Below are 23,036 nucleotides of genomic sequence, written 5' to 3' on the forward strand. Positions count from 1 at the left end.
AGGAGGTGGTGCGCTTCACATCCAGGGCACGCATACGCCTCACACGCGTCGCTGAACGCATCGCTGCCTCCTGCGTCCTTCCTGCTCCGCCTGAGACAGGCCCGCTGCCACTGACCAGGGAATTGTCGCTTTCCTGTGCGTTTGTGGTGTGACGGCGGGAGACCGTGGGCGGCACGGCGGATGAACCAAGGTCTGGTCGAGGGCCGCAGGATTGCCGCTGACCGTGAGGCCCGGTGTGCGGGCACACCGGGCCTGTCGGTTCCGTCAGGAGAGGACCGGGGTCTGCCAGTCCCGCCACTCGGAGAGGTTGCCGGCCTTCTTGCTCGAGATCCGGAAGACGCCGGCCGCGCTGCCGGTCCTCAGCAGGAACTTCTGGATGTGCTGCTGCAGGGGAGTGCGCCACTCCGGCCTGGTGGCGCAGTGGGTGCCGTTCTGGACATCGGACCAGTAGGTGATGTTGCCTCTGGCGCCGAGTGCCTGGTAGACCTCTGCCGCGCCCAGGGCCGCCACGCTTCCCGACCTCGTCGCCAGCCAGTCGATGTGAGGGTTGTCCATGATGAACAGGCCGCGCGGTGCGATCATCGCCGCGACCTGGTGGGTGTCCACCGGCAACGTGGCCGGGTTGCCGGTGAAAGCGCTGAACGCGTCCCCCAGCCAGGGCTGTTCACCGTAGGCGCTGCTCAACGGTTGTGCCCCGCTCTCCCTGGCGATCGAGCGGAAGGCGGGAGCACCGCCACTGCCCGATTCGACGGGCATGGTCAGCGCGATGCGCTGGTCGAACGCACCGGTGACGAACGCGCCCTTGCCGTAGCGCGAGCACCCGGTGACGCCGACTGCGTCCGCCTTGAGGATGTTGCCCCCGGACTGTTCGATGACGTCGATCATCCGGCTGACACCCCACGCCCACGCGAGCAGCAGACCGGTGCTGCTCGTGGAACCATAGATGCTGTAGAAGGCGCCCTGTTTGTTGTTCCGCGGAGTGCCCTCTCGCCCCACCGCCAGCGGGTCGTAGCTGATGACCGCGGCACCGGAGGCCTTGATCGTGGCTGTGTCCGCCCCGAAACCGCCCAGGACGACCACGGCTGGAAAAGGCCCGGAACCGGTCGGCAGCTCGACTCCCGCGGAGAAACTCGCGCTCCTGCCGTTGTGCGTGACGTTGACCGTGATGTTGCTGCTGGAAACCGTTCCCGTGACGGTGGGCGGCTTCGCCGGCTTCTCGCCGTAGACGTACCTCTCCGCCAGTTCCTTGATCTCCGCTCGACGGCACCGCCAGTCGGTCTTGGCCGTGATGCGTGCGCCGTTCAGCTTCGTGAACGGATCGGGAAGCCTCGGATTCGTGGCAAGGGATCCGGGCAGCGTCACCGCGCAGTCACCTCCGTCGTCTTCGATCGGGCCTGCCGCCGCGGTGGAGGGAGTGGTCGCCGCTCCGATGATCATGAGCGCCGCCGCGGTCAGCACGGCAGCCCTCGAACGGATCCTGGAGCAGTTCGGTTCGACGGTCACAGAATTCCTTTCGATCAGGTTGTGCCGGCGGCGGAATTATCGAAAACTTTTCGAAAGACAATCTCAGGCGTAATCATTATCGGCCGCTGCCCTTCGATCAATCAAGGTTTTCTTTACTTCGGGGCTTGTGACAGCGAGTCGCGGAAGTCTGCGAGCGTGATCTTGGAATTCATCGAACGTGCGGGTGAGCCGCTTGTTCGACAATGGAGACAGTTCCGGCCTCGGGCTGCGGCGACGGCAACCTGTGACCACGACCGGCGGCATTGGCCAGGGGTCCGTTGGTCAAGTTGCACCGACGATCGTCACGGCCATGACCGTGCTGATCACCCGTCGAATGTCCATTCTGGATGGACGGGCGTCGGACCCGTGCCGCAGGTAGGTGCGGAGAAGGTCGGCGCGTTCACCGTCGAGTGCTTCCTCGATGGTGTGCCGGTGAGGCTCGATGGCCCCCTGACGTAGGTGCGCAGCGCGGACCGCGGCGTGCACTTCCTTGTCCCGCGCGACGAGGTCGCGCACACGTCTTCGCCACCACGCCCGACATCGGCGTGGGTGAAGTGCGAACCTCGGCAGGAGCAGCGTTCCGGCGACTCGGTCGATCAGGGGCCGCCTTCGGGGGATGTCCCGAAAACGGCCCCGTCGCAATCCTTCAGGTCCGCGAAGCCTTCCTAGCAGCTGCCGTCCGACTCCCTCAGACCCGTGCTGGCGCCCGCCGTGCGGCTCACGACGTTCGGCACGCAGCCGGCCTGGTCGAGGGTGAAGCCGTAGGGCACGGAGACGGTGGTGGTGGACTTGACGTCGGGACCGGCGGGCTTGTGGTCGCTGCTCGGGGCGGACCACGTCACGTTGTCGAAGACGTTGCCGCTGACCTGCCAGTAGCCGGTCTCGGTGGTGTAGAAGGTGCCGAGGACGTCACGGGAGTTCTTGAAGTAGTTGTTGTCCACCTTGGCCTTGGCGCCGGCCCGGGAGTTGATGCCGGACTCGTTGAGGCTCACGTAGTGGTTGTTGTACATGTGGGCGATGCCGCCCCGCAGCAAAGGCGCCCGGGAGTCGATGTTCTCGTACAGGTTGTGGTGGTACGTGATGAACCCGTTCGAGCGGTCGCTCTCACTGGACCCGACCAGCCCGCCGCGACCGGAGTTGCGCAGGGTGCTGTAGGACAGGGTCACGTACTGGGTGTTGTTCTTCATGTCGAACAGGCCGTCGTAGCCTTCCGACTCACCACCCGACGCCAGAAGGTCGACGTGGTCGACCCAGACGTTGCGGACGTTGTTCTCCATCCCGATGGCGTCGCCGCCGTTGGACGTGGGGGAGCCCGACTTCTTGACGTTCCGGATGGTCACGTTGCGGATGATGATGTTGCGGGACTCGCGGATGTGGATGCCCAGCTGGTCGAAGACGGCCCCGCCGCCGACGCCGATGATGGTGACGTTGCTGATCCGCTTGAGCTCGATCACGCCGGCGGCGGTTTCGCAGCTGTCGCCCGAGACCTTGGCGGTGTTGCCGTGGTTGATCGTGCCCGAGACCTCGATGGTGATCGGGGTGGAGGTGCTGGCCCGGCCGCACAGGGCTTGGTGGATCTGGGTTCCCGTGGTGGCCCGGACCGTGGCCCCGCCCTGGCCGCCGGTGGTGCCGCCGTTCTGGGAGGCGTAGCCGGTCGCGGTGCCGGCCGCGGCCGACGCCGGTGACATCGCCAGCACCGCGCTGGTCGAGGTCGCGACGGCCAACGCGGCCACGACCGCGGGGATCCGCCATGCGACTGATCGTTTCATTTCGTCTCCTGCGTCTTCGGAGGATGGGTGACAGCGCGGCTACAGCCGTGCGCCGAGCTGATAGTTCTTGGGCACCAGGAAGGACGAGCTGCGGATGTCGCCGCCCGTGGTGCGGGCACCGGTGATGGTGGCGTCGTCGGTGCTGGTGAGGTCGGCGTCGTTCCAGCTGGACTTGATGTCCCAGGAGTTGCCGGAGGCGGTGGACGATCCGAGCGAGACCGGTGAGGCGTTGCCGACCGCGAGGTTGCCGGTCAGCGTGGACTTGGACCGGTTGACGGTGAAGCCGTTCTTGGCGTTCTTCCAGGCGGTGTCGCGCAGGAAGGTGATCGCGCCGGGGTTGCCGTTGTCGGTGTAGCCGTGCGCGGCGTTGCGGAAGGCCATGGTGTTGACCAGCGTGTGGTTCCCGGCGGGGGCAATGGGGCTGCCGCCGCCCATCTTGAAGCCGTTGCCGTCGCCGGCGAAGCCGGGCAGGTTCCAACGGTTGTAGCCGTTGCCGTAGGCGATGGTGTCCTCGATGCGGATGGGTGAGCCGAACTCCCAGGCGTCGAAGCCGTCGTCGACGTTGTTCCACAACCGTGCGCCGCGCACCACGTTGCCGTTGCCGCTGCCTTCCTTGATGGCCAGGCCGTCGGCGCTCTCGCCGTTCTTGCGCGGATCGCGGTTGCCGTAGCTGTCCAGGTTGGAGATCAGGTTGTCCGACGAGGAGCCCTGCAACTGGAAACCCGACTCGTAGTTGTCGCGGGTCACCAGCCGCTCGTAGACGTTGTTGTCGCAGCCGTCGCAGTACCACGCGTACGGCCCGCGGATGATCTCCAGGCCGGACACGTGCCACCAGGAGGAGCCCTCCTGGTGGAAGGTGCCGCGCTGCTCGCGCGGGATGCTGCCGCCCACCGGGGTGTGGCTGGCGGGCAGCTGCTCGCCGTCCACGACCACACGCTCGCCGGGGTAGTTGGACAGCCGGATCGGCCGGCCCTGCTCCCCGCTCTTGCGGATCTGCACGGTGGTGGTGACGGTGTAGGTGCCCCCGCGCAACAGGATCGAGGTGCCCGGCTGGGCCAGGTCCACGGCCTTCTGGATCGACTTCAACGGCTGGTCGACCGTGCCGGGACCGCTGTCGTTGCCGGTGGGCGCCACGTACAGCCCGCCCGTGGCCCCGGCGCTCGTGCCGCCGGCCACCATCAACGCCGCCATCGACACCGCCGACGCGGCTGCGGTCAGGGCCGGAACCCACCGGGCCGGCCGGGTTTTGTGTCTGATCATGCGCGCATTCATGCATTGGCCTCCTTGCGGGCAGCGCCGGGACGTATTCCGGCCGTCGATCCATTTGGTTCGACGGGCTCATGGTGTGACGGGCTTGCCTCCGAAGGTGACGGTGAGGCGGCCGTCGGCGGCATGGGACCAGCCCAGCGCGCCGGAGTAGGACGCGCATCGGGATCCGTTCGTCCCCGTCCAGAACTGGTTGGACGCGTCGGAGTTGCCGACGATGCGGTCGTTGGTGCCGCTGCTGCTGCGGCACGAGGTGTTGTTGCGGAACACCGAGGACCCGCCGTCGAACGTGTAGTTGCGCTCGTCGTTGTCGATGCTGACGTTGTCGGAGATCGTCATCGTGCCGAGGTTGCGGTTGTAGGTGAAGCCGTGCTTGCCGTTGTCGTAGGCGATGTTGCGGCGGATGACGTGGTTGACGCCGATGTCCTCGCCGCCGAGCTTGTAGCCGTTGCGGTCGCCGTTGCCGGCCTGGCCGCCGTTGCTCAGCGTGCCGTTCTTGTACGCGAGCGAATCCTCGATGGTGACCGCGCCGATGGCACCGGTGTCGGTCTTGGTGTACAGGTCCCAGCCGTCGTCGATGTTGTTGTGGGACACGGCGTAGCGGAAGACGTTGCCGGGGCCGACGGTGAGCTTGGCGGCGAAGCCGTCGGCGTCCTCACCGTCGGAGTCGGCGTTGTCGTGCGACTCGGCGCTGAGGATCAGGTTGCCGGCCGGCCACCGGTCTTTCGGGGTGGTGGACAGCATGCGCGACAGTTGCAGGCCCGTGTCGCGGTTGAAGCGGGTGATCGTGCGTTCGAAGATGTTGTTGCTGCCGCCGACGAAGATGCCGTTGTCGCCGGCGCGTTCGACCACGATGCCGCGCACGTGCCAGTAGTTGCCGTTCACGGCCAGGCCGCGGTTGGCCGGGTCCTCGGCCTGGGCGGAGAAGTTCAGCACCGGGGTCTCGCCGGGCTGGGCGTACAGCTTCTTGAGTGCACCGGAGGTGCCGTTGTTGCCCTGCGGGATGGTGACGGTCTGCGAGAACGCGTAGTTCCCGCCGCGCAGGAAGATCGTCCCGCCCTGGGCGACACGGGCGATGGCGGAGGTGAGCGTGGTGGGATCGGCCTGGGTGCCGGTTGCGCTGTCGCGACCGTTGGGCGCCGCGTACAGCGTGCCTGCGGGCGGGTTCGTCGTAGTGGTGGTCGTGGTGGTGGACGTCGTCGTGGTGGTGGAGGTCGACGTCGTGGTCGACGTGGAGGGGTCGGTGGGCACGCCGGTGCAGACGACGCCGTTGAGCTTGAACGAGGTCGGGACTGGGTTGGAGCCGGTCCACGAGCCGTTGAAGCCCGGCGTCACCGACGCACCCGTGCCCAGCGACCCGTTCCAGGACGCGTTGCGCACCGTCACCGCGCTGCCCGACTGGGAGAACTCACCACCCCACAGCTGCGTGACCTGCTGACCCGCGGGGAACGTCCACTCCAGCGTCCAACTCGACGTCGCGTCACCCAGGTTGGTCACCGTCACGTCGGCGCCGAAGCCGCCCTGCCACTGGTTCGTCACGGTGTAGTTCACCCGACAGCCGGCCGCCGCCCCGGCGCTCGTGCCGCCGGCGGCCACCATCAACGCCGACACCGCCACGGCCGACGCGGCGGCGGCCACGGCCGTGCCCCGGCGGGCCTGCCTGGTCGTGTGCCTGATCATGCGCGAATTCATGCATCGCCTCCTCGAGAGCAGGGACCGGAACGCCCGGCACAATCCGTCCGCAACGCCCCCTCCGGCGAATTTAACCGGACATTTCCCGGACTTCAAAGAAAATTCACGGGTATGAACACCGGCATTCACGAGCATGAAAATTGTCGAATATCGACGATTCTTTGGAGGGGGAATCGACGTTCTGTTCGACGTGCTCACATAGGTGACTCGAGAATTCCCCAGGGGGCGGGCACTTGACCGGACCAGTGATCCACCGGACGAAACCGAATGCGGCAGACCGCACGACAGACGCGAGCTGTGCGGATGTTCGGCGACACCGGAGCCGGTCGGGCGCCGTTGATCAGCGCGGCTCACCGAACCAGTGACCGAGCGCCGGTTCGAGGGCGTCCTGGTCGCCCGCCCAGCACACGTAGCCGTCCGGCCGGATCAGCATCGGCTCGGTGCCGGTGCCCTGACCCGCGCGGTCGACCCGATCCGGCCAGAGGGCGGCGACCTCGGCGAACCTGCCGGCCGGATCGATCAGCAGGCCGCGTCCGGAGCGGAGCAGTTCGTGCGACCGGACCGGGCCCAGGTCCAGGTCCGGCGCGGGAAGTCCGACGAGCGGCTGGTCTTCTGTGCCCGGCATCGGGTAGCGGATGCCCATCCCGGACACCATGTCGTCGAGGTGGTACTGCACGTCCCGCAGCCGCGTCAGGGCCGCGAACAGGTCCTTGGCGGCCAGCAGATCCGGGTCGCCGGTGCCCTGCTGGTCCATCAGCAGGCTCTGCGCCTGGACGTTGCGCAGCACAGCGGCCGCGACCGGGTGGCGCTCGGCGTGGTAGGTGTCGAGCAGGTGCCCCGGTGCCCAGCCGTGCACCGCGGCACCGAGTTTCCACCCGAGGTTGAGCGCGTCCTGGATCCCGGTGTTCATGCCCTGCGCGCCGATCGGCAGGTGGACGTGGGCGGCGTCGCCGGCCAAGAACACCCGCCCGTGCCGGTAGCGCGTCGCCTGCCGGGCCGCGTTGGTGATGCGGCGGGCGTAGCACAGTTCGAGCAGTTCCACCTGGGAGCCGAACACGGCGCGCAACCCCTCGCGGATCTCGTCCTCCGTGACCGGGACCTCCCGCGGCACCGACCGGCCCGGCCCGCCCATCGAGACCCGGCGCAGCGGCCTGCCCTGCGGATCGGTGCCGAGCGGGAACACCAACACCCAGTGCCCGTCTTCGCTCCGGGTGTGCGTCATGGCCTGGTCGTCGCCGCTCAACCGCACGTCGGCGGCGACCACGGTCTCGGTGCCCGGCCTGCCGGGGAACTCGGCTCCCAGCAGTGACCGCACCGTGCTGTGGCCACCGTCGGCCGCGACCAGGTAGCGGGAGCGGATGACGCCGCCGTTCGCGAAGGTCGCGGTCACCCCGTCCTCGTCCTGGGTGATGCCGGTCAGCTCGTGGTCGCGGAGCACGTGGATCTCTTGTGCCGCAAGGTGTTGTTCGAGAAATCCCTCGATCGCCACCTGGGGGATGGATCGCCACGGATGGCGGTGCCTGTCCCGGGTGAGCGGGAGCGTGATACCGGCGAAGTGCGCGGTGCCTGCCGGGTAGTTCCCCGTGGCCAGCAACGGTTCCAGCAGGCCGCGCTGGTCGAAGGCCTCCTGCGTGCGGGATTGCACGCCACCCGCCTTCGACAACGCGCTGCGCTGCGCCAGCTTGTCGACCAGCACGGCCGACACCCCCGCCACCCGCAGTTCGCCGGCCAGCGTCATGCCGGTCGGACCCGCGCCGACGACGAGCACATCGGTGTCCATGGATTCTCCTTCGGTTGTGCCGATCAGGACGAGAGCAACGCTGCACCGGCCGACACAAAGGCGCCAGAAACGAGCTTGGTGGCGTCGATATCCGACACCGATTACGATTCGAGCAGTGGAATTCGACTACGACGAGCTGGATCGTCGGCTCGTGCACGCCCTGCAGGTCAACGGGCGAGCCCCGTTCAGCACGATCGCCGAGGTTCTCGGCGTGTCGGATCGCACCATCGCCCGCCGGTACGCCCGGTTGCGGGCGGCGGGGGCGGTGCGGGTGCTCGGCGGGGTCGACCCGACCGCACTGGGCGCGGTGCTGTGGTTCCTGCGGGTGCGGTGCGCGCCCAGTGCGTCGGTCCCGGTCGCTGAGGCGCTGGCCCGGCGTCCCGACACGTCCTGGGTGAGCATCACCTCCGGCGGCACCGAGATCACCTGCACGGTCCGGACCGAGAGCGTGGCCGACAGCGAGGCGCTGCTGCTGGCCAAGCTTCCCCGCACCGCACGAGTGGAGGGCGTGAGCGCGCACTCCGTGCTGCACGCGTTCTACGGCGGCTCGGACAACGTGGTCGCCAAGCTCGGGTCACTGGACGAGAAGGCGATCGAACGGCTGCGCCCACCCGCGGTGCCGCGTCGGCCGGGACCGGTGCGGCTCGACGACGGGGACCGCAAGCTCCTCGCCGCGCTGGCCGCTGACGGCCGGACCGAGCTGGAGCAGCTGGCCGCGCTGACCGGCTGGTCGCCGACGACGGTCCGGCGCCGGATGACCGAGCTCCGCGAACGCGGGGTGTTGTACCTGGACATCGACATCGACGGACGCCTGTTCGGCGTCGGCCCCCGAACGCTGCTCTGGCTCTCGGTCGCCCCCGCGTACCTGGAGGAGGTCGGTACGGCGCTGGCCGGGCATCCGGAGATCGCGTTCGCTGCCGCCACGACCGGGCCGACGAACCTGTACGCGAGCGTGGTGTGCGCGGACCAGCAGGAGCTGTACCGGTACCTGACCACCCGCGTGGCCATGCTGCCCGCCATCACGCACATCGAGACGGCGCCAGTGATCAGGACCGTCAAGCGGGCCGCGAACCAGACGTAGCGACCGGGCCGCGCACACGTCAGGCGCGCTGAACCAGCCTGGCGATCGCGTCCCGGGCAAGGTGGTTCAGCACGGAGTCCGTCTCCTCGGCCGGGGGCGCCACCCGTGTGCCGTTCACCTCGTGGGTGCGCAGCCAGTTGTGGTCCGACCTGGGCCGGTCACCGTGAAGTTGGAGCGATCGATGCCCAGCACGTCGCCGCACGAGGAGAGCATCCGCTGGACCGACACGGGTTCGGCCACCACGACGGCCGAACCCGGCGCCCGGAGCGTGCGGCGGCTCGACGGCACGAGCACCTCGACGCAGTCGGGCGACACCATCACGGTCACGGAGGAACCCGTTCTCATCGAGTACGGCTGACACCCTCGTCTCCCACCGCGCGTACGCGTGACCAGCCGGGCTCGACGCTCACCTCGCTCTCCCGCGCGTCGCCGGGCTGCCCGCCACCCCGGTGCTGCCGGTTGCGTGGCTCGGCACCGACCTGCGCGGGGTGGCGGTCGTCCTGCGCGGCGATCGCGCGCGACCCGGACTCAGCGCACCTGCTCGGCCTTGAACTGCATCCGCGGCGTCGCGTAGAACTCCTGGGCCTGCACCAGCCGCAGCTCGCGCTCACCGGAGCGGTAGGTCAGGTCGATCAGGTCGAAGACGCTCGACGCGGTGCGCTCCAGCGCCAGCGCCGCGTCCTTCGTTCGCACGTAGTGGGCGGTGAACAGCGCGGCCGTGACGTCGCCGGACCCGTTCGCCTTGAACGGCAGGTGCGGGGTGCTCACGAGCCACGACCCGGCGGTGTCCACGACGAGCATCTCGATCGTGTCCTGCTCCCGGTCGGGCCGCTCGACGCTCGTGACCAGCACGGTCGACGGGCCCATCGCGCGGGCGAGGTCGGCCGACGCCAGCGTCTCCTCGACGCTCGCCGGCTCGGTGCCGGTGAGGAAGCCCAGCTCGAACTGGTTCGGGGTGATGATGTCGGCCACCGGCACGACCCGGTCGCGCAGCAGCACGGGGATCTCGGGCGCGACGAAGCACCCGGACTTGGCGTTGCCCATCACCGGGTCGCACGCGTAGAGCGCCGCCGGGTTCGCGGCCTTCACCCTGCGCACCGCGTCGATGATCACATCGGCGATGCCCGTGCCGCCCTGGTAGCCGGACAGCACGGCGTCGACCTGCGGGAACACCCCGCGTTCCTCCACCCCGAGCAGGATCTCGGCCACGTCCGGCGGCGGCAGGAGCGGACCGCGCCACGCGCCGTACCCGGTGTGGTTGGAGAAATTCACCGTGGGGATCGGGACGACCTCGATCCCCAGGCGCTGCAGCGGGAACACGGCGGCGGAGTTGCCGACGTGGCCGTGGGCGACGACCGACTGGATGGACAGAACCTTCATCCGCCCACCCTAGAACGGACACCTGACCAACGCCGAGCTCTGAGCCTGGCCGAGGCGGGGTCGCAGGCGAGATCTCGGTCTCGGTGCGAACGCGACCGCTCCGGTTCAGGCATGACTGCCGGGCCGCGGAGGTCTTCCCGAAGGGACAGGACTGGGGCTGCGGGGCAGCGTCGACATCGCGGAGATCGACCCGTGAACGTGCCGGGCCGCGCACGTGATCCCCTTGCAGGACAAGGTGACCGTGCTGTTCATCGCACCGCCATGACGAGCCCGGTGCCGGTGATGCGCGACTTTCGGGGGCACGCTGCCCGGTGGGACCGTCCATCGTGCACACTTCTCCCACCGCGTCCCTGTCGCGTCAGCAGGAGCTCGTCGCTGACGCGACGGCCACCCGGATCGCCGGGACCGAGGCCGCCGCGAGCGCCCTGCGGGAGCTCCCGGTGGTCGAAGCCGCCTGGATGATCCGGCGACTTCCTCCTCTGCCACGGCGGCACACCCTGCTGCCGGGTCAGGAACGGCTTCGTGAGGCGGGTTTCGAGCTGCCATGTCGAACCGGAGCGGTTCCGCAAGATCAAAGTGGTGTTGCCGGCCGCGTCGAGAACAATTGGTGACGCGAACTCGTCGACTGGAAGACCGGCAACGACTGGGACTGGCACTCGGCGCCCAGGACACACCGGAACAGCTCATCGCCCTCTGGCAGGACGGCCACAGGGTGAGCCTGCGCTGGATTTCATCCCACATGGTCGAGGAGTACTCCCGGCACAACGGCCATGCCGACCTGATCCGCGACGCGATCGCCAGCCGGATCGGGAAGTGAGCCACCGGCGATCGCCAATCGAGACGGAGGCCGTTGAGGAGTCGATCTCCTGACAACCTGCCGCGAATCGGTTGCGTTACCTGTTTGCACGGAAACGTTGACCGAGCGTAAGTCAGGAGAACACGTGAACAGGATCCGCAAGTCCGCAGCCATCGGCTCGGTGGTCGCCGCCGCCGCTCTGGCCGTGGTGGGAGCGCCCGCGGCGCAGGCCGGCCCCGCACCGTGGTGCACCAGCAGCGATCTGATGATCAAGGCCTACGACGTGCACCCGACGGGGTCTGCGATCAAGCGGCACGCCATCGTTTTCACCACCGCTGAGGACGTTGCCTGCACGATCGGCGGCACTCTGGGCAACGTGCGGTTCCTCGACGCCAAGGGCGCGGACATGAACGTCCCGTTGGCCAATGGCCAAGGCGAGTACCGCGAGGTGACGGTCCACGGGATGTTCGGGCCCGTCGCCTATGTGAGCTCCTGGGACAAGGGCCCGCGGGTGACCCCCGCATTCGTCGAGTTCGACCTGCCTGGCCAGAAGGGCAGCCGCGGTGACCGGGTCACCACCGCGTGGCCGTCGTGGCTCGGAGTCAACGTGGGAATTCAGAACATCGGCTGGCCGGTGAGCTGACCGCTGATCCGTGCGACCACCGCATTGGTGAGACTGAAGATCCCGGAGGTGGCGGCGTCGCCCCCCACATCGCCGTTCCCGACAGCTGTGACCGGTCGGCGAGGTGTCGCTGCCAGGTGATCGACCAGCCGGTCGTCTCGTCGACCACGGCATTGGTTCAACGGGGATGCGTGCGCCGCGTGCGCATCACATACGAGGCCTCGGCCTGGCGTGAACGGGAGGGAACGTCGTCCAGCCTCCGGCCAGGAGGATCGGGGCGGCGGTTCTTCGATGGCACCTGGCGGTCGCCGCGCACGACTCCTCGAGGAGGGCGCGCGATGAACGCCCTGTGCGGGTGTGGCCTGGCATCAGATGGTGCCAGGCCACAGTCTTCTTGTCACCCGTGCGGCGCCGGCATCGGCGATAGCCCATCATGTTGTCCGCGGCCAGTTCGTCCTGGACGTGTTCACGTGCTTGTGGACGGTGACCTCACCGCATACGAGCTCGGTGGACGGCCGGCCTTGGGCACAGCGACATCCTCCGAGTGAGAAGTTCCCGACGCGTTTCTTCGCCACCGACTGCAGCCCGGCCAGCTCGATCACCTCATCGACGCGACGGCGCGAAATGCCGTGGGTCTGGGCTTGCGCGAGCAGGTGGTCGTGGGCCGACCGGCCCGGATGCACGGACTTCGCCTCGAGCAGGACCCCGACCTCCTGCAGCGGTGCTCGGCGTAGCGGCGGCCGTTGACCGTGACCGCGCCCGCGGTCGGGGCGTCGAGCCCGACGATCATCCGCATCGTGGTCGACTTGCCCGCGCCGTTGGGACCGAGGAATCCGGTGACCGCGCCCGGGCGGACGGTGAAGTCCAAGCCGTCCACCGCGGTTTTCACCCCGTATCGCTTCGTCAGCTGGAGTGCTTCGATCATTGCTCGTCCCCTGGGATTCCAGACCGGACAGCCCGGTCCGCTCACTCTCCGCACTGGGGGCGGGGCCGCAGCGAAACGTGGTACCGGGGGAGGGGATTCGGTCCCTCCGTAGTACCGGGGTGCGACGGCGGCCCGGCCGCGACCTGCCGGTGCCGACCGGTTCGGGGACGTCTAGGTGGGACTCTCCGTACCGGTCACCAGACCGGTCTGGTGGGCGATGACGACGAGTTGCGCGCGGTCGCGTGCGTCCAGTTTGGACATTGCGCGCTGACCGGGGCCGGCTCAGCACGCCGCGAGCGCGGTCGGCGGGATCACCGTTCCGGTCGCTCGGCCGGCGGGGCAGCCACCTCGTCTTCGCCGATGGCGTCGCACCGATCCTCGAGCAGGGGCTCGCGACGTTGTGGGAGGACAGCTACCCGATCGACGGGAACCTGACGCCGGCGCCCGAGCGGGCCTTGCTCACCGGCCCGGCCGCGTAGCGCACGCCCTCACGCCGTGGCTCGTACTGCGCAGGCGCAGGTCGCCGAGGCGGGTGCCTTCACGGAAGCGGAAGCCCGGGGCCGTGCGGTTGATCCGACTTCACGCTGACGAGCACTGCTCAGCGCGGCCTTGGACCTGCAGGTCGAGCCCCTTTCCTACCACCTCAACGGGTTCCGCGGCGAGCGAAGCCCCTCCGGCGTCTCGTCGCGGTTCTACAAGGCGCCGTATGGCGTCTTCGCCACTGCCGACGGGTACCTGACGATCTCTCTCACGGGCACCGACGTGCTGGCGAAGGTGCTCGACGAGCCGTGGTTCACCGGCGTCGTCCCCGCCGACGAGTACGCGCGCCGCGAGGAGGTCAACGAGCGGGTCGCCGCACTGCTCGCCGAGCACCCGACGGCGTACTGGATCGAGCGGTTCACCGAGTTCCGGGTCTGGCACGCGCCGGTCCACGACTTCGACGACGTGGCCACCGATCCGCAGGTCCGGCACAACGAGACGATCCTGACCATCCCGCACCCGGAGGCCGGCGACGTCCGGGTGCCTGCCCACCCGATCCGCTACGGCGGGGAGCGCCCCGGGCTGCGCCGGGTGCCACCGGCACTGGGTGAACACACCCGGGAGGTGCTCGGGGAGCTCGGCTACAGCCCGGCCGCCGTCGACGCCTTGGTCGCGGGAGGTGCGTTCGGTGCCCAGTCCTGAGGGCGGGACCGCCGGGCCGGTGCTCGTCGAGCGCCGCGGCGCCGTCGCGGTCCTCACCCTGAACCGGCCGGCCAAGTACAACGCGATCGACCACGCCACCGTCGACGCGCTGACCGGCGCACTCGACGAGATCGAGGCAGACCGGAACGTGCGGGCGGCGGTGCTCACCGGTGCCGGCAAGGCATTCGCCGCGGGCGCGGACATCGCCTTCTACGCGCGGGCGGACCACGGCGAGTTCGCTGCCTTCACCGAGCGCTGCAACGCTCTGTGCGACCGGATCGCGCGGTGCCGCGTACCCGTGGTGGCGGCGGTGCGCGGCCTGGCCCTCGGCGGGGGGTTCGAGCTCGTGCTGGCGTGCGACGTGGTCGTTGCCGAGCGTGGCGCCGCGTTCGGCCTACCCGAGGTCACCCTGGGACTGCTGCCTGGCTGGGGCGGCACCCAGCGGCTGACCTGGCACGTCGGCCCCACCCGTGCCCGCTGGCTCACGATGTCCGGCGACCGCCTGGGCGCCGTGGCCGCCGAGGCGGTGGGCATCGTGACCCACCTGTGCGAGGGGGACGAGCTGGTCCCGCGGGCGCTGGAGGTCGCGGACCTGCTCGCCGAACGGGCGCCGCTGGCCGTGGCCGCGATCCGGGACGTGGTCGTCGCGGCCGTCCACGGTGGACCCGAAGGATCCGCCGGCCGGGGCTTCCGCCGCGAACGCGAGGCGCTGGGGGAGCTGTTCGCGTCCGCCGACGGCCGCGAGGGCATCACGGCCTTCGTCGAGAAGCGCACGCCGAGGTTCACCGGACGCTGATCGCGGTACGGAAGCCGGCGGGATCGGCACGACCGGTCCCGCCGGTACCACAACGAGTTCGCGGCCGCGCACGATCACCGGTCGTTCCCCGGCGGGGTCAGAGTGCGCGGGTCGACTCCCGCAGCACCAGCCGCGGCGCCGGGTCGGCCACCACGAGATCGCGCAGCGGTGTGCCGCCGAGGTGCTCGATCAGCACTCCGCACGCCGCGCGACCGAGTTCTCGCAGCGGCAGCCGCACCGTGGTCAGCGCCGGGTTCCAGGCCTGCGCGACCCAGGTGTCCAGCACGGTCACGACGGACATGTCGTCGGGTACCCGGACGCCGGCCCGGCCCAGCGCGGAAACCGCGCCGACCGCCGCGTTCACACTGGACACGACCAGGGCGGTCGGCCGCTGCGGCGCGCCCAGGATCCGGTGGGCGGCCTCCGCCCCGGCGGCCGCCTCCCAGCCCGCCCGCACCACCCACTCCGGCGCGATCGCCAGCCCGGCTTCGGCCATCGTCTCGAGGTAGCCCTGGTGCCGGCGGACCGCGGTGTCGTGGTGCGGTACGCCGGCGAGGTGGCCGATGCGCTCGTGGCCGAGCTCGACCAGGTGACGGGTCGCCAGCCGGGCGCCGGCGACGTCGTCGAGGACCACCGAGCCGGCCCGGCCCGGCAGCCGGGAGTTGATCAGCACGACGGGGACGTCGTCGCCGAGCACCTGGGCGAGGGCGGCGTCGTCGAGGTCCTCGCGACGTTGCAGCAGCACGCCGTCGACCCGGCCCTCGGCAACCAGCTCGCGCAGGCGCCCGTGCCCGGACGGCGGCGGGTCGACCTGACCGAGCAGTACCGACATGCCGGTTTCCCGGGCCCGGTCCTGCACACCCCCGAGCATGTCCGCGAAGACGGCGTTGGTGACGTCCGGGACGATCAGACCGACGGCGCCGGAGCGCCGGAAGCGCAGGGCCCGGGCCCGGTGGCTTGGTACGTACCGCAGAGCTTCGGCGGCTTCGCGGACCCGTGTGCGGGTGGCCTCGCTGACCCGGGCCCGCGAGTCGCCGGTGAGCACCCGCGACGCCACGGAGCGGGAAACCCCGGCCGCGTCGGCGACGTCCTGGAGCGTGGGCATGTCGGTGAGTCTACCGGCGCAATCGATTGCCCCGCGATCAGCAATCGATTGCGCCGGACCTGATGGATCTTTCAGCCACCGAGGGCTTCCGCCAGGGGCCGCTGCGGGTCGTACGCGGCCCAGCCAGGGTCGCCGTGGGTCGCGAAGGCGACCCAGGCGCCGTGCACGCGGGCCGCGAGCCCGGCGGGCGCCGGGTCGGGACCGAGCAGACCGGCGTCGCCGTGCAGCCACGGTTCATCGGCGATGTCGAAGACGAAGGGCAGTTCGACCGTGTGGGTGGCGCCCAGCCGCCCGTCCAGTGCCGTCGAGCGGTAGCCGAACGAGTAGGCGTGGGTGCGGCCACCGGACAGCCGGGCGTGGGCATCGGTCAGCCGCGCGGTGCCGGCCCCGAAGAGGCCTTCGCCCAGCACCGCGGAGCGCAGCTCGCCAGGGGTCGCCCCCGGCCGGGCCGCCCGGTGGGCCGCGACGACGGCGGTGGGGTCCGAGCCGACCTTCGCCGCGACGGCGAGCACGTCGTCGTCGGTGGAAGAGTCCAGCTTCCCCTGCGGTACCAGGTAGAGGTGGCCCTCCTCGGTGTTGGTGCCGATGAGCAGGCCGACCTCTCCCGCCGGCCCCTCCACCAGGGCGTCGGCCGGCTGCACGGGCAGGACCAGGGAGAACGGGCTCAGCTCGACGAGTGGGTCCGTAGCCGTCGCGGTCCGCAGGTCGATCCCCGCGAGATCCGGCAGGATCTCGAGGAACCTCTCGTCCGGGATGTCGGCGAAGGCCTCCGCTGTGGGCGGCACGCCCAGTGCCCTGGCGGCCGCCGCGGTGACCCGGTGCGCCTGCTCGGGGGTGAAGGCGCCGGTGCCGCTGCCGCTCTGGACGATCGCGCGCCGGAACAGCCCCTTGGCTTCCGGCGTCGCCAGCAGAGCTCCGGTGATGGTGGCGCCCGCGGACTGGCCGAACAGCGTGACGTTCCCGGGATCGCCACCGAACGCGGCAATCGTGTCCCGCACCCAGCCGAGCGCGGCGAGGACGTCGAGCAGCCCGCGGTTGGCGGGGGCGCCCTCCAGGTCGAGGAAGCCGGGGATGCCGACGCGGTAGTTCACCGTCACCAGCACCACGCCGTCGCGGGCGAACGACCGGCCGTCGTAGAGCGCGGCGCGGGTGGAGCCGGTGACGAACCCGCCACCGTGCACGAAGACCATGACCGGCCGCTTCCCGCTGTCGGTGCCGGGCGTGCGGACGTCGACGGTCAGGTACTCCTCGCCGCGCACCCAGCCAGGGCCGAAGTAGGGGATCATGTCGAGTCGCCCGAAGTCCCTGGCCGGCTGCGGCGCGGTCGGCGACGGTGCGGTGGCGTCCCGGACACCGGACCAGCCGGGGTGGGACGCCGGTGGCGCGAACCGGCCGGCGCCCGTGGGTGCCGCCGCGTACGGGACGGCGCGGTAGAGCTCGCCGAAGCGGTCACGAACACCGCGCACGGCGCCCGCCGGGGTCTCGACGACCGGATTTGCCTGCTGGGGCACGGGAAACGCTTCCTCTCTCGGGTTACTGAGGGGCAGGGGCCGGCCGCACCGGGCTCAGGCGATGCGGGAGAAGCCCGCCCACTCCTTGATGGCGAACTTCGACCCGTCGCGCTCGACCTCGGCGCCGCCCTGGCCGCCGAGGTGAGCGGGGAAGACCAGCGCGTTGTCCTCGGCCGCGCGGCCGAGGAGCTTGTGGCGGGTCGCCCGTGCCTCGGCCGGGTCCTCGCAGAAGCAGGAGTTGGTCTCCGGCTCCACGAGCTGCAGCGGGGTGTGCACCAGATCGCCGACGAACAGCGCGCGGTCGCCGCCCGACTCCAGGGTCAGCACGGACGACCCCGGGGTGTGGCCGGGCGCGAGATCCAGCCGTAGGTTCCGGTCGATCCGGTACGAGCCGTCCCACAGGTGGGTCAGCCCGGCCTCGTGCACCGGGGCGACGCTGTCCTCGAAGACGTTCTGGTTGCCGCGACCCAGCACCGGTTCGTGGTTGTTGGCCGGGTTCCAGAAGTCGAAGTCCTGCCGCGTCATCAGGTACTCGGCGTTCGGGAAGGTCGGCACCCAGGTCCGGCCGTCGAGGTAGGTGTTCCAGCCCACGTGGTCGATGTGCAGGTGGGTGTTGATGACGACGTCGACGTCTTCTGGCCGGACTCCGGCGGCGGCGAGGTTGTCCAGGTAGTTCGTGTTCAGCCGGTTCCAGACGGGCGCGTAGGGACGGTCCTTGTGGTTGCCGACCCCGGTGTCGACGAGGATGGTGCGGCCTTCGCTGCGCAGCAGCCAGGTCTGGATGGCCGAGCGGCATTCGCCGGTGCCGGCGTCCAGGAAGTCCGGGGCGAGCCAGCTCCGGTGCTCGTCCCAGGCGCCGTCGGGGCTGCCGGGGAAGAAGTCCGCGGGGCCCATCTCGACGGAGCCGTAGTACTCCTTGACGCGGGTGACGGTCACGTCGCCCAGCTCGATCTGATCCATGACCACTCCTCGTGAGTCGCGGGCGGTTGCCCTGACCAGGTCGAGCCTGATCGCGTCCGCGCGCGCCAACCAGCCCCGCCTTGTCCTACCCCTGGCAGGGTGTGGCTGGGCGCTGCCGCCGGCGCGGATAGTGGAGTGATGGACGGACCAGGCCCGCTCGGAGACTTCCGGCAGGCACGGCGGGCCGGGCTGCGCCCGGAAGACGTGGGGCTCCACGACCTCGGGCCGCGCCGGCGGGTGGCGGGACTGCGCCGGGAGGAGCTGGCGCAGCTGGCGGGGGTCAGCGTGTCCTACTACACCCGGCTCGAACAGGGCCTGTCCCGTGGCGCGTCGGCGGAGGTGCTCGAGGCGATCGCCCGCGCCCTGCTGCTCGACGACCACGAGCGGGACCACCTGGAACGCCTCGCCTGGGCTTCCCGCCGAGGACGGGATCCGACGCGGGCGGGAAGACCGCGTCAGCACGACGGTGCTCGATCTGACCGTCCGGCCGCCCGCACCTTCGCGCGATTCGTCTCGGAGCACGCGAACGAATGGCGCGGGAAGTGACCACGGGGCTGGGCGCCCGTTGCCTCAGGCCAGCAGGGGAAGCCGCTTGGTCAGCTTGGTGACCTGGTTGCGCGGGCCCGCGACGATCATGCCGACGAGGTCGGAGTCGGACTCGGTGGTGGCGGCGAGGTCGGCCAGGAACGCCTCGTAGGTGCGGGCGCGGCGGGCTGTTTCGGTCAGGCACAGCACGGTCAGCTGCTCCCGCTCGCCGGCGAGCCGGTGGAGGCGGGTCAGTTCGGCGGCGTCGGTGGTCAGGATCGGTACCGGAGTGGTGACGATGCCGTGGTAGCGGGTGCCGGTGGCGTCGACCGCCTCGGGGCCCAGCGGAAGCCCCAGCCGGGCGCCGATGCTGGCCCCGAGGACGGTCGCCGCGTTGACCGCCTGGTTGGCGGGTAGCCCGTCCCGCACGACGAGCACGACTTTGAGCGGCGGGTCGGGCGGCGGCTGAGGGGTGTCGGGCGCGATGGTCATGATGCGTGGTGCTCCGCGATCTCAGGCCGTTGCCGGCTGGTGGTGGGTGACGAGTGCGTGTGCGGCCCGCAGCGGGGTGATCCCGTGGATCCGGAGCCGGTCGACCTTGGCGCCGATGGCGTCGATGCGGGCGTCGGTTTCCGGTTCGTCGCAGGCCGGCTCTTCGCGGCCACCGGCGTGGACCCCGCGGGCGGTGGCCGCGCTTAAGTTGCCGCTGCCGCCGAGCGCTTCGGGACGGCAGAACGCCCACCCCGGGGTGAGGCGGTGGATCACCGCCGTGTCCTGCTGGGTGGTACCGATGTCGGGCCCGGTGCGATAGCGCCCGCCCAGCCCGCATTTGAGCGTCATCGCGCGGGAGAGCCGCAACGCGTCGGCCACGCCGTCGCCAACGGATCGGTACGCCTTGATCCGGCACCCCCGATCGCCGGACCGCGTGTCGTGGAGTGCACTGCCACGACGATCGGGATGCCGCTGCGGGCCCCGCGGACCACGTGCGGTTCCTCGTGCTCGATACCCACGCGGTCGAGGGTGGACACGAGATCTGTTCGACTCATGCCGCCAGTTTCTACGATAGAGCGGAACCGCACGCCCTGATACTGATATATGTTCGAAAAATGATTGAAAATCCGAACCTTGATCGGGTCGACCGGCAGCTGGTGCGTGCCCTGCAGCAGGACGCGCGCATCCCGATGCGCGAACTCGCCGAGATGGTGGGCGTGGCGGCCTCCACCTGTTCCGAACGCATCCGCCGGTTGCGCTCACGCGGCCTGATCACCGGTTTCCACGCCGACGTCGACCTCGCGTCACTGGGCCGGCCGGTGCAAGCGATGATCTTCGCCCAGATCCGCCCGCTGACCAGGGCCCTGATCAGCAAGTTCCACGACGAGGCGTTGGCCATGCCCGAGGTCATGGCCGTGTTCGTCCTCGCGGGCGGCGACGACTTCCTGCTGCACGTGAGCGTCGGTGACGTGACCCACCTGCACAGCTTCCTCGTCGACAAGCTCAGCAGCCGCAAGGAGGTCGTGCAGTTCCGCAGTTCGGTGATCTTCTCCCACGGCCAGAAGCGCGCCCTGGAAGACCTGACACCTTCCGCGCGGTAGGCCGGCTCCAGTCCGTCGCGCCGGCTTCCACGGCGGACACCACCGAAGATCCCCAGGGCGCCGAGCCGGCCGAAGGTCAGGCTGCCGTGCGCGACGTTCTCACCGCGACGTGCCGGACAGCGCCTGGGCTCGCTGACCGCCCGCCTCCGTCGCCGGCCGACGTCCGCGGATCCTGCGGACCAGACCGAGGAGGACCGAACGCAGCACCGCGGCCCGACGGCTGGACGGGACGAACATCTGCTGCTTGAGCCGCGCGGTGCGCTGGTGCTTGGTGATGAACGGACGCAGCCCGGCCTCCCAGGCGTCCAGGGCGGCGGCGAGGTCGTCGGGGTGCTCCCGCAGGGCCGCGCTCAGTGCGGCGCCGCCGCGAAGCGAGGACGTGGCGCCCATGCCCGAGTAGAGGTTCATGCACCACGCCGCATCCCCCACCAGCACGACCCGCCCCGTGCTCCACCGCGGCATCCGCACCTGGTGCACCGAGTCGAACAGGTGGTCAGGGGCCTCTTCCAGGGAGTCCAGGACGTGCCGCACCACGGGGTCGTCCATTCCGGAGAAGACCTCGCGCAGCCGCTGGACCCGCGACCCGCTGAACTGCTCCTGGATGTCCCCGGTCCGGTAGGTCAGCAGCGCGGTGGGCGCGTGGTCGGCGAGCCCGAACACCCACACCGCCCGCTTGGCGCGCGCGATGATGATGCTGTCGCTCGCCTCGTAGGAGGGCACCTGCTCCTTCAACTGGAAGGCGCAGATCATCGCCTTCCAGTTCGCCAGGTGGTCCTCGTCCGGACCGAACGCGATCCGGCGCACGCTCGAGCGCATCCCGTCCGCGCCGACGACCAGGTCGAAGCTCTCGCGGTACTGCGCACCGGTGCCGGCCTTCTCGAGCAGGACCTGCACTTCGGCAGGACCATCGTTGATCGCGACCGGTGTGGTCCCGAATCGCACCTCGACGCCGGTGATGCTCTGCCACAACGCGGCCTCGATGTCGCCGCGCAGCACCGCTGCCGGCTCCCCGGGCTGATCCAGGAATCCCAGAGCCGGCCTGCGCCTGCCCCGGCGATCCACCGACCACGAGTTCCCGCCCGGTCGCCGTTCCGGGTTGCGGGTGTGCAGGTGGTCGGCGATGCCCAGGTCGACCGCGGCCTGCCGGCCCTCCGGGAACAGCCCTACGAAGTAGCCTCCGGTACGCCGCTCGGGCGCCCGTTCGATGATCACCGGCGTCCAACCGGCCCGGCGCAGCCCGATCGCCGCGGACATCCCCGCGATCCCGAGCCCGACCACCAACGCCCTCTTCCGCATGGCCGTCACCGCGCCGTGCCGGACGGGGCAACAGCCGTCGCCGCGGTGAACTCCGCTGCCAGCCGGCGGTGGACGACCCTGCGGATCAGTTCGAGAACGCCCGAAACCAGCACCTCGGCCGGGCGGCTGGACGGGACGAACCGCTGTTGCTTGACCCGTGCGGAGCGCCGCTGGCGGGTGATGTAGGGACGCAGGCCGGTCTCCCAGGCGTCCAGAGCGGCGGCGAGGTCGCCGGGGTGCTCCCGCAGGGCCGCGCCCAGTGCGGCGCCGCCGCGCAACGAGGACGAGGAGCCCATCGCCGAGTAGGTGTTCATGCACCAGGCCGCGTCCCCCACCAGCACGACCCGGCCCTTGCTCCACCGGGGCATCTTCACCTGGTGGATCGAGTCGAACACGTGCTCAGGGGCCTGCTCCAGGGAATGCAGGATGTGGCGCACCACGGGGTCGTCGTCCATCCCGGAGAAGGCCGCGCGCACCTGCTCGATCGACGGCCCGGCGAACCGGTCCGGGATGTCCTTGGTGCGGTAGGTCAGCCACGCGCAGGGCGCGTGGTCGGCGAGTCCGAACACCCACATCGCACGCTTCGGGCGCGAGACGATGATGCTGTCGCTCGCCTCGTAGGAAGGCACCTGCTCCTTCATCTGGAACGCGCAGATCATCGCCTTCCAGTTCGCCAGGTAGTCCTCGTCCGGACCGAACACCATCCGGCGCACGCTCGAACGCATCCCGTCCGCGCCGACCACGAGATCGAAGTCCTCGCGGTACTGCTTCCCGGTGCCGGCGTCCTCGAGCAGGACCCGCACCCCGCCGGCGCCTTCGGTGATCTCGACCGGAGTGGTCGCGAACCGCACCTCGACCGGGTCCCCGGTCCCGTCCCCGGTGATGCCCTGCCACAACGCGGCCTCGATGTCGCCGCGCAGCACCGCGGCCAGCCCGCTGGGCGCGTCCAGCAAGCCCAGAACCGGTTTCCGCCTGCCCCGGCGATCCACGGACCACGAGTTCCCGCCCGGTCGCCATTCCGGGTTGCGGGTGTGCAGGTGGTCGGCGATCCCCAGGTCGGCCACGGCCTGAACACCCTCCGGGAACATGAAGATGAAGTAGCCCCCCGTCCGACGCTCGGCTGCTCGTTCGACGATCACCGGCGTCCACCCCGCCCGGCGCAGCCCGATGGCCGCGGACATCCCCGCGATCCCGAGCCCCACCACCAGTGCCCTCTTCTGCATGGCTCTTCCCTTCTGCGACAACGATCGATTGG

Annotated in this window: 22 protein-coding genes and 2 pseudogenes; 9 read left to right on the forward strand and 15 right to left on the reverse strand. The window is 70.2% G+C overall.

Going from position 1 to position 23,036, the window contains the following annotated elements; translation table 11 throughout:
* Window positions 1–264: 264 nt before the first annotated feature.
* The 6 genes from VM306_RS22260 to VM306_RS22285 form a co-directional block, all read right to left on the reverse strand.
* A complete protein-coding gene (locus VM306_RS22260) occupies window positions 265–1,503 on the reverse strand; it encodes a cellulose-binding protein (RefSeq protein WP_325518154.1) in 1,239 nt (412 codons plus the stop codon).
* Window positions 1,504–1,785: 282 nt separating this feature from the next.
* On the reverse strand, window positions 1,786–2,019 hold the full coding sequence (locus VM306_RS22265; RefSeq protein ID WP_325518156.1) for a hypothetical protein: 234 nt from the start codon (window positions 2,017–2,019) through the stop codon (window positions 1,786–1,788).
* Between the two features lie 149 nt (window positions 2,020–2,168).
* Window positions 2,169–3,272 carry a pectate lyase gene (locus tag VM306_RS22270; RefSeq protein ID WP_325518158.1) on the reverse strand — a complete coding sequence of 368 codons (1,104 nt, stop codon included), beginning with the start codon at window positions 3,270–3,272 and terminating at the stop codon, window positions 2,169–2,171.
* Between the two features lie 39 nt (window positions 3,273–3,311).
* The gene (locus VM306_RS22275; RefSeq protein WP_325518160.1) at window positions 3,312–4,532 is read right to left on the reverse strand and encodes a right-handed parallel beta-helix repeat-containing protein; all 1,221 of its coding nucleotides are present in this window, start codon (window positions 4,530–4,532) and stop codon (window positions 3,312–3,314) included.
* Window positions 4,533–4,610: 78 nt separating this feature from the next.
* On the reverse strand, window positions 4,611–6,230 hold the full coding sequence (locus VM306_RS22280) for a cellulose-binding domain-containing protein (RefSeq protein ID WP_325518162.1): 1,620 nt from the start codon (window positions 6,228–6,230) through the stop codon (window positions 4,611–4,613).
* A gap of 340 nt (window positions 6,231–6,570) precedes the next feature.
* Window positions 6,571–8,010, reverse strand: a complete 1,440-nt coding sequence (locus tag VM306_RS22285; protein ID WP_325518164.1) for an FAD-dependent monooxygenase — start codon at window positions 8,008–8,010, stop codon at window positions 6,571–6,573.
* A 115-nt stretch (window positions 8,011–8,125) separates the two neighbouring features.
* Here VM306_RS22285 and VM306_RS22290 point away from each other — a divergent pair, with 115 nt between their 5' ends.
* Together VM306_RS22290 and VM306_RS22295 are read left to right on the forward strand one after the other, a co-directional pair.
* Window positions 8,126–9,091 (forward strand): Lrp/AsnC family transcriptional regulator, encoded by a 966-nt coding sequence (locus tag VM306_RS22290; protein ID WP_325518166.1) that lies wholly within the window; start codon window positions 8,126–8,128, stop codon window positions 9,089–9,091.
* Window positions 9,092–9,272: 181 nt separating this feature from the next.
* A complete protein-coding gene (locus VM306_RS22295; protein ID WP_325518168.1) occupies window positions 9,273–9,449 on the forward strand; it encodes a hypothetical protein in 177 nt (58 codons plus the stop codon).
* Window positions 9,450–9,619: 170 nt separating this feature from the next.
* Here the strand turns inward: VM306_RS22295 and pdxY are convergent, their stop codons facing one another.
* Entirely contained in the window at window positions 9,620–10,471 is an 852-nt protein-coding gene (gene pdxY / locus VM306_RS22300; protein ID WP_325518170.1) for a pyridoxal kinase PdxY, read from the reverse strand.
* A 607-nt stretch (window positions 10,472–11,078) separates the two neighbouring features.
* On the opposite strand from pdxY, the gene VM306_RS22305 reads away from it, so the two are divergent.
* Both VM306_RS22305 and VM306_RS22310 read left to right on the forward strand, forming a co-directional pair.
* Entirely contained in the window at window positions 11,079–11,288 is a 210-nt protein-coding gene (locus VM306_RS22305) for a DUF664 domain-containing protein (protein WP_325518172.1), read from the forward strand.
* A gap of 124 nt (window positions 11,289–11,412) precedes the next feature.
* The gene (locus tag VM306_RS22310; protein WP_325518174.1) at window positions 11,413–11,910 is read left to right on the forward strand and encodes a hypothetical protein; all 498 of its coding nucleotides are present in this window, start codon (window positions 11,413–11,415) and stop codon (window positions 11,908–11,910) included.
* Between the two features lie 518 nt (window positions 11,911–12,428).
* Here VM306_RS22310 and VM306_RS22315 read toward each other — a convergent pair.
* Window positions 12,429–12,814 (reverse strand): annotated as a pseudogene (locus VM306_RS22315) (ATP-binding cassette domain-containing protein); the annotation flags it as partial.
* A 260-nt stretch (window positions 12,815–13,074) separates the two neighbouring features.
* Here VM306_RS22315 and VM306_RS22320 point away from each other — a divergent pair.
* The 3 genes from VM306_RS22320 to VM306_RS22330 all read left to right on the forward strand — a co-directional run bounded on the left by VM306_RS22320 (window position 13,075) and on the right by VM306_RS22330 (window position 14,792).
* Complete coding sequence (locus VM306_RS22320; RefSeq protein ID WP_325518175.1) at window positions 13,075–13,293, forward strand: hypothetical protein; 219 nt, start codon at window positions 13,075–13,077, stop codon at window positions 13,291–13,293.
* 115 nt (window positions 13,294–13,408) lie between these two features.
* The gene (locus tag VM306_RS22325) at window positions 13,409–13,996 is read left to right on the forward strand and encodes a CoA transferase (RefSeq protein WP_325518213.1); all 588 of its coding nucleotides are present in this window, start codon (window positions 13,409–13,411) and stop codon (window positions 13,994–13,996) included.
* Window positions 13,983–14,792 carry an enoyl-CoA hydratase/isomerase family protein gene (locus VM306_RS22330; RefSeq protein ID WP_325518177.1) on the forward strand — a complete coding sequence of 270 codons (810 nt, stop codon included), beginning with the start codon at window positions 13,983–13,985 and terminating at the stop codon, window positions 14,790–14,792. The genes VM306_RS22325 and VM306_RS22330 overlap by 14 nt, the downstream gene beginning before the upstream one ends.
* 97 nt (window positions 14,793–14,889) lie before the next feature.
* On the opposite strand, the gene VM306_RS22335 is transcribed toward VM306_RS22330, so the two are convergent.
* From VM306_RS22335 to VM306_RS22345, 3 genes are all read right to left on the reverse strand, one after another.
* Window positions 14,890–15,897: a LacI family DNA-binding transcriptional regulator gene (locus VM306_RS22335; protein WP_325518179.1), complete on the reverse strand. Its 1,008-nt coding sequence runs from the start codon at window positions 15,895–15,897 to the stop codon at window positions 14,890–14,892.
* A 71-nt stretch (window positions 15,898–15,968) separates the two neighbouring features.
* Window positions 15,969–17,408 (reverse strand): carboxylesterase/lipase family protein, encoded by a 1,440-nt coding sequence (locus VM306_RS22340; protein WP_325518181.1) that lies wholly within the window; start codon window positions 17,406–17,408, stop codon window positions 15,969–15,971.
* Window positions 17,409–17,462: 54 nt separating this feature from the next.
* Window positions 17,463–18,368 carry an MBL fold metallo-hydrolase gene (locus VM306_RS22345; RefSeq protein WP_325518183.1) on the reverse strand — a complete coding sequence of 302 codons (906 nt, stop codon included), beginning with the start codon at window positions 18,366–18,368 and terminating at the stop codon, window positions 17,463–17,465.
* Window positions 18,369–18,506: 138 nt separating this feature from the next.
* On the opposite strand from VM306_RS22345, the pseudogene VM306_RS22350 reads away from it, so the two are divergent.
* Window positions 18,507–18,842, forward strand: a pseudogene (locus VM306_RS22350) (helix-turn-helix domain-containing protein); the annotation flags it as partial.
* Window positions 18,843–18,938: 96 nt separating this feature from the next.
* On the opposite strand, the gene VM306_RS22355 reads toward VM306_RS22350, so the two are convergent.
* Complete coding sequence (locus tag VM306_RS22355; protein ID WP_325518186.1) at window positions 18,939–19,385, reverse strand: DUF2000 domain-containing protein; 447 nt, start codon at window positions 19,383–19,385, stop codon at window positions 18,939–18,941.
* Window positions 19,386–19,406: 21 nt separating this feature from the next.
* Window positions 19,407–19,763: a hypothetical protein gene (locus VM306_RS22360; protein ID WP_325518188.1), complete on the reverse strand. Its 357-nt coding sequence runs from the start codon at window positions 19,761–19,763 to the stop codon at window positions 19,407–19,409.
* 236 nt (window positions 19,764–19,999) lie between these two features.
* Between VM306_RS22360 and VM306_RS22365 the strand changes: the two genes are divergently transcribed.
* On the forward strand, window positions 20,000–20,485 hold the full coding sequence (locus tag VM306_RS22365) for an Lrp/AsnC family transcriptional regulator (protein WP_325518190.1): 486 nt from the start codon (window positions 20,000–20,002) through the stop codon (window positions 20,483–20,485).
* A 99-nt stretch (window positions 20,486–20,584) separates the two neighbouring features.
* Here VM306_RS22365 and VM306_RS22370 read toward each other — a convergent pair whose 3' ends face one another.
* Window positions 20,585–21,781 (reverse strand): FAD-dependent monooxygenase, encoded by a 1,197-nt coding sequence (locus tag VM306_RS22370; protein WP_325518192.1) that lies wholly within the window; start codon window positions 21,779–21,781, stop codon window positions 20,585–20,587.
* 5 nt (window positions 21,782–21,786) lie between these two features.
* Window positions 21,787–23,004 (reverse strand): FAD-dependent monooxygenase, encoded by a 1,218-nt coding sequence (locus VM306_RS22375; protein ID WP_325518194.1) that lies wholly within the window; start codon window positions 23,002–23,004, stop codon window positions 21,787–21,789.
* Window positions 23,005–23,036: the final 32 nt, after the last annotated feature.

The sequence above is a fragment of the Lentzea sp. genome (assembly GCF_035525475.1).
In the GTDB taxonomy this organism is placed as follows: domain Bacteria; phylum Actinomycetota; class Actinomycetes; order Mycobacteriales; family Pseudonocardiaceae; genus Lentzea.

What these genes read in the sequence shown, in the direction of transcription:
- VM306_RS22270 (WP_325518158.1), bottom strand. Translation starts at nt 3,272, where the DNA reads ATGAAACGATCAGTCGCATGGCGGATCCCCGCGGTCGTGGCCGCGTTG.
- VM306_RS22275 (WP_325518160.1), bottom strand. Translation starts at nt 4,532, where the DNA reads ATGATCAGACACAAAACCCGGCCGGCCCGGTGGGTTCCGGCCCTGACC.
- VM306_RS22280 (WP_325518162.1), bottom strand. Translation starts at nt 6,230, where the DNA reads ATGAATTCGCGCATGATCAGGCACACGACCAGGCAGGCCCGCCGGGGC.
- VM306_RS22285 (WP_325518164.1), bottom strand. Translation starts at nt 8,010, where the DNA reads ATGGACACCGATGTGCTCGTCGTCGGCGCGGGTCCGACCGGCATGACG.
- VM306_RS22295 (WP_325518168.1), top strand. Translation starts at nt 9,273, where the DNA reads ATGCCCAGCACGTCGCCGCACGAGGAGAGCATCCGCTGGACCGACACG.
- pdxY (WP_325518170.1), bottom strand. Translation starts at nt 10,471, where the DNA reads ATGAAGGTTCTGTCCATCCAGTCGGTCGTCGCCCACGGCCACGTCGGC.
- VM306_RS22335 (WP_325518179.1), bottom strand. Translation starts at nt 15,897, where the DNA reads ATGCCCACGCTCCAGGACGTCGCCGACGCGGCCGGGGTTTCCCGCTCC.
- VM306_RS22345 (WP_325518183.1), bottom strand. Translation starts at nt 18,368, where the DNA reads ATGGATCAGATCGAGCTGGGCGACGTGACCGTCACCCGCGTCAAGGAG.
- VM306_RS22355 (WP_325518186.1), bottom strand. Translation starts at nt 19,385, where the DNA reads ATGACCATCGCGCCCGACACCCCTCAGCCGCCGCCCGACCCGCCGCTC.
- VM306_RS22365 (WP_325518190.1), top strand. Translation starts at nt 20,000, where the DNA reads ATGATTGAAAATCCGAACCTTGATCGGGTCGACCGGCAGCTGGTGCGT.
- VM306_RS22370 (WP_325518192.1), bottom strand. Translation starts at nt 21,781, where the DNA reads ATGCGGAAGAGGGCGTTGGTGGTCGGGCTCGGGATCGCGGGGATGTCC.
- VM306_RS22375 (WP_325518194.1), bottom strand. Translation starts at nt 23,004, where the DNA reads ATGCAGAAGAGGGCACTGGTGGTGGGGCTCGGGATCGCGGGGATGTCC.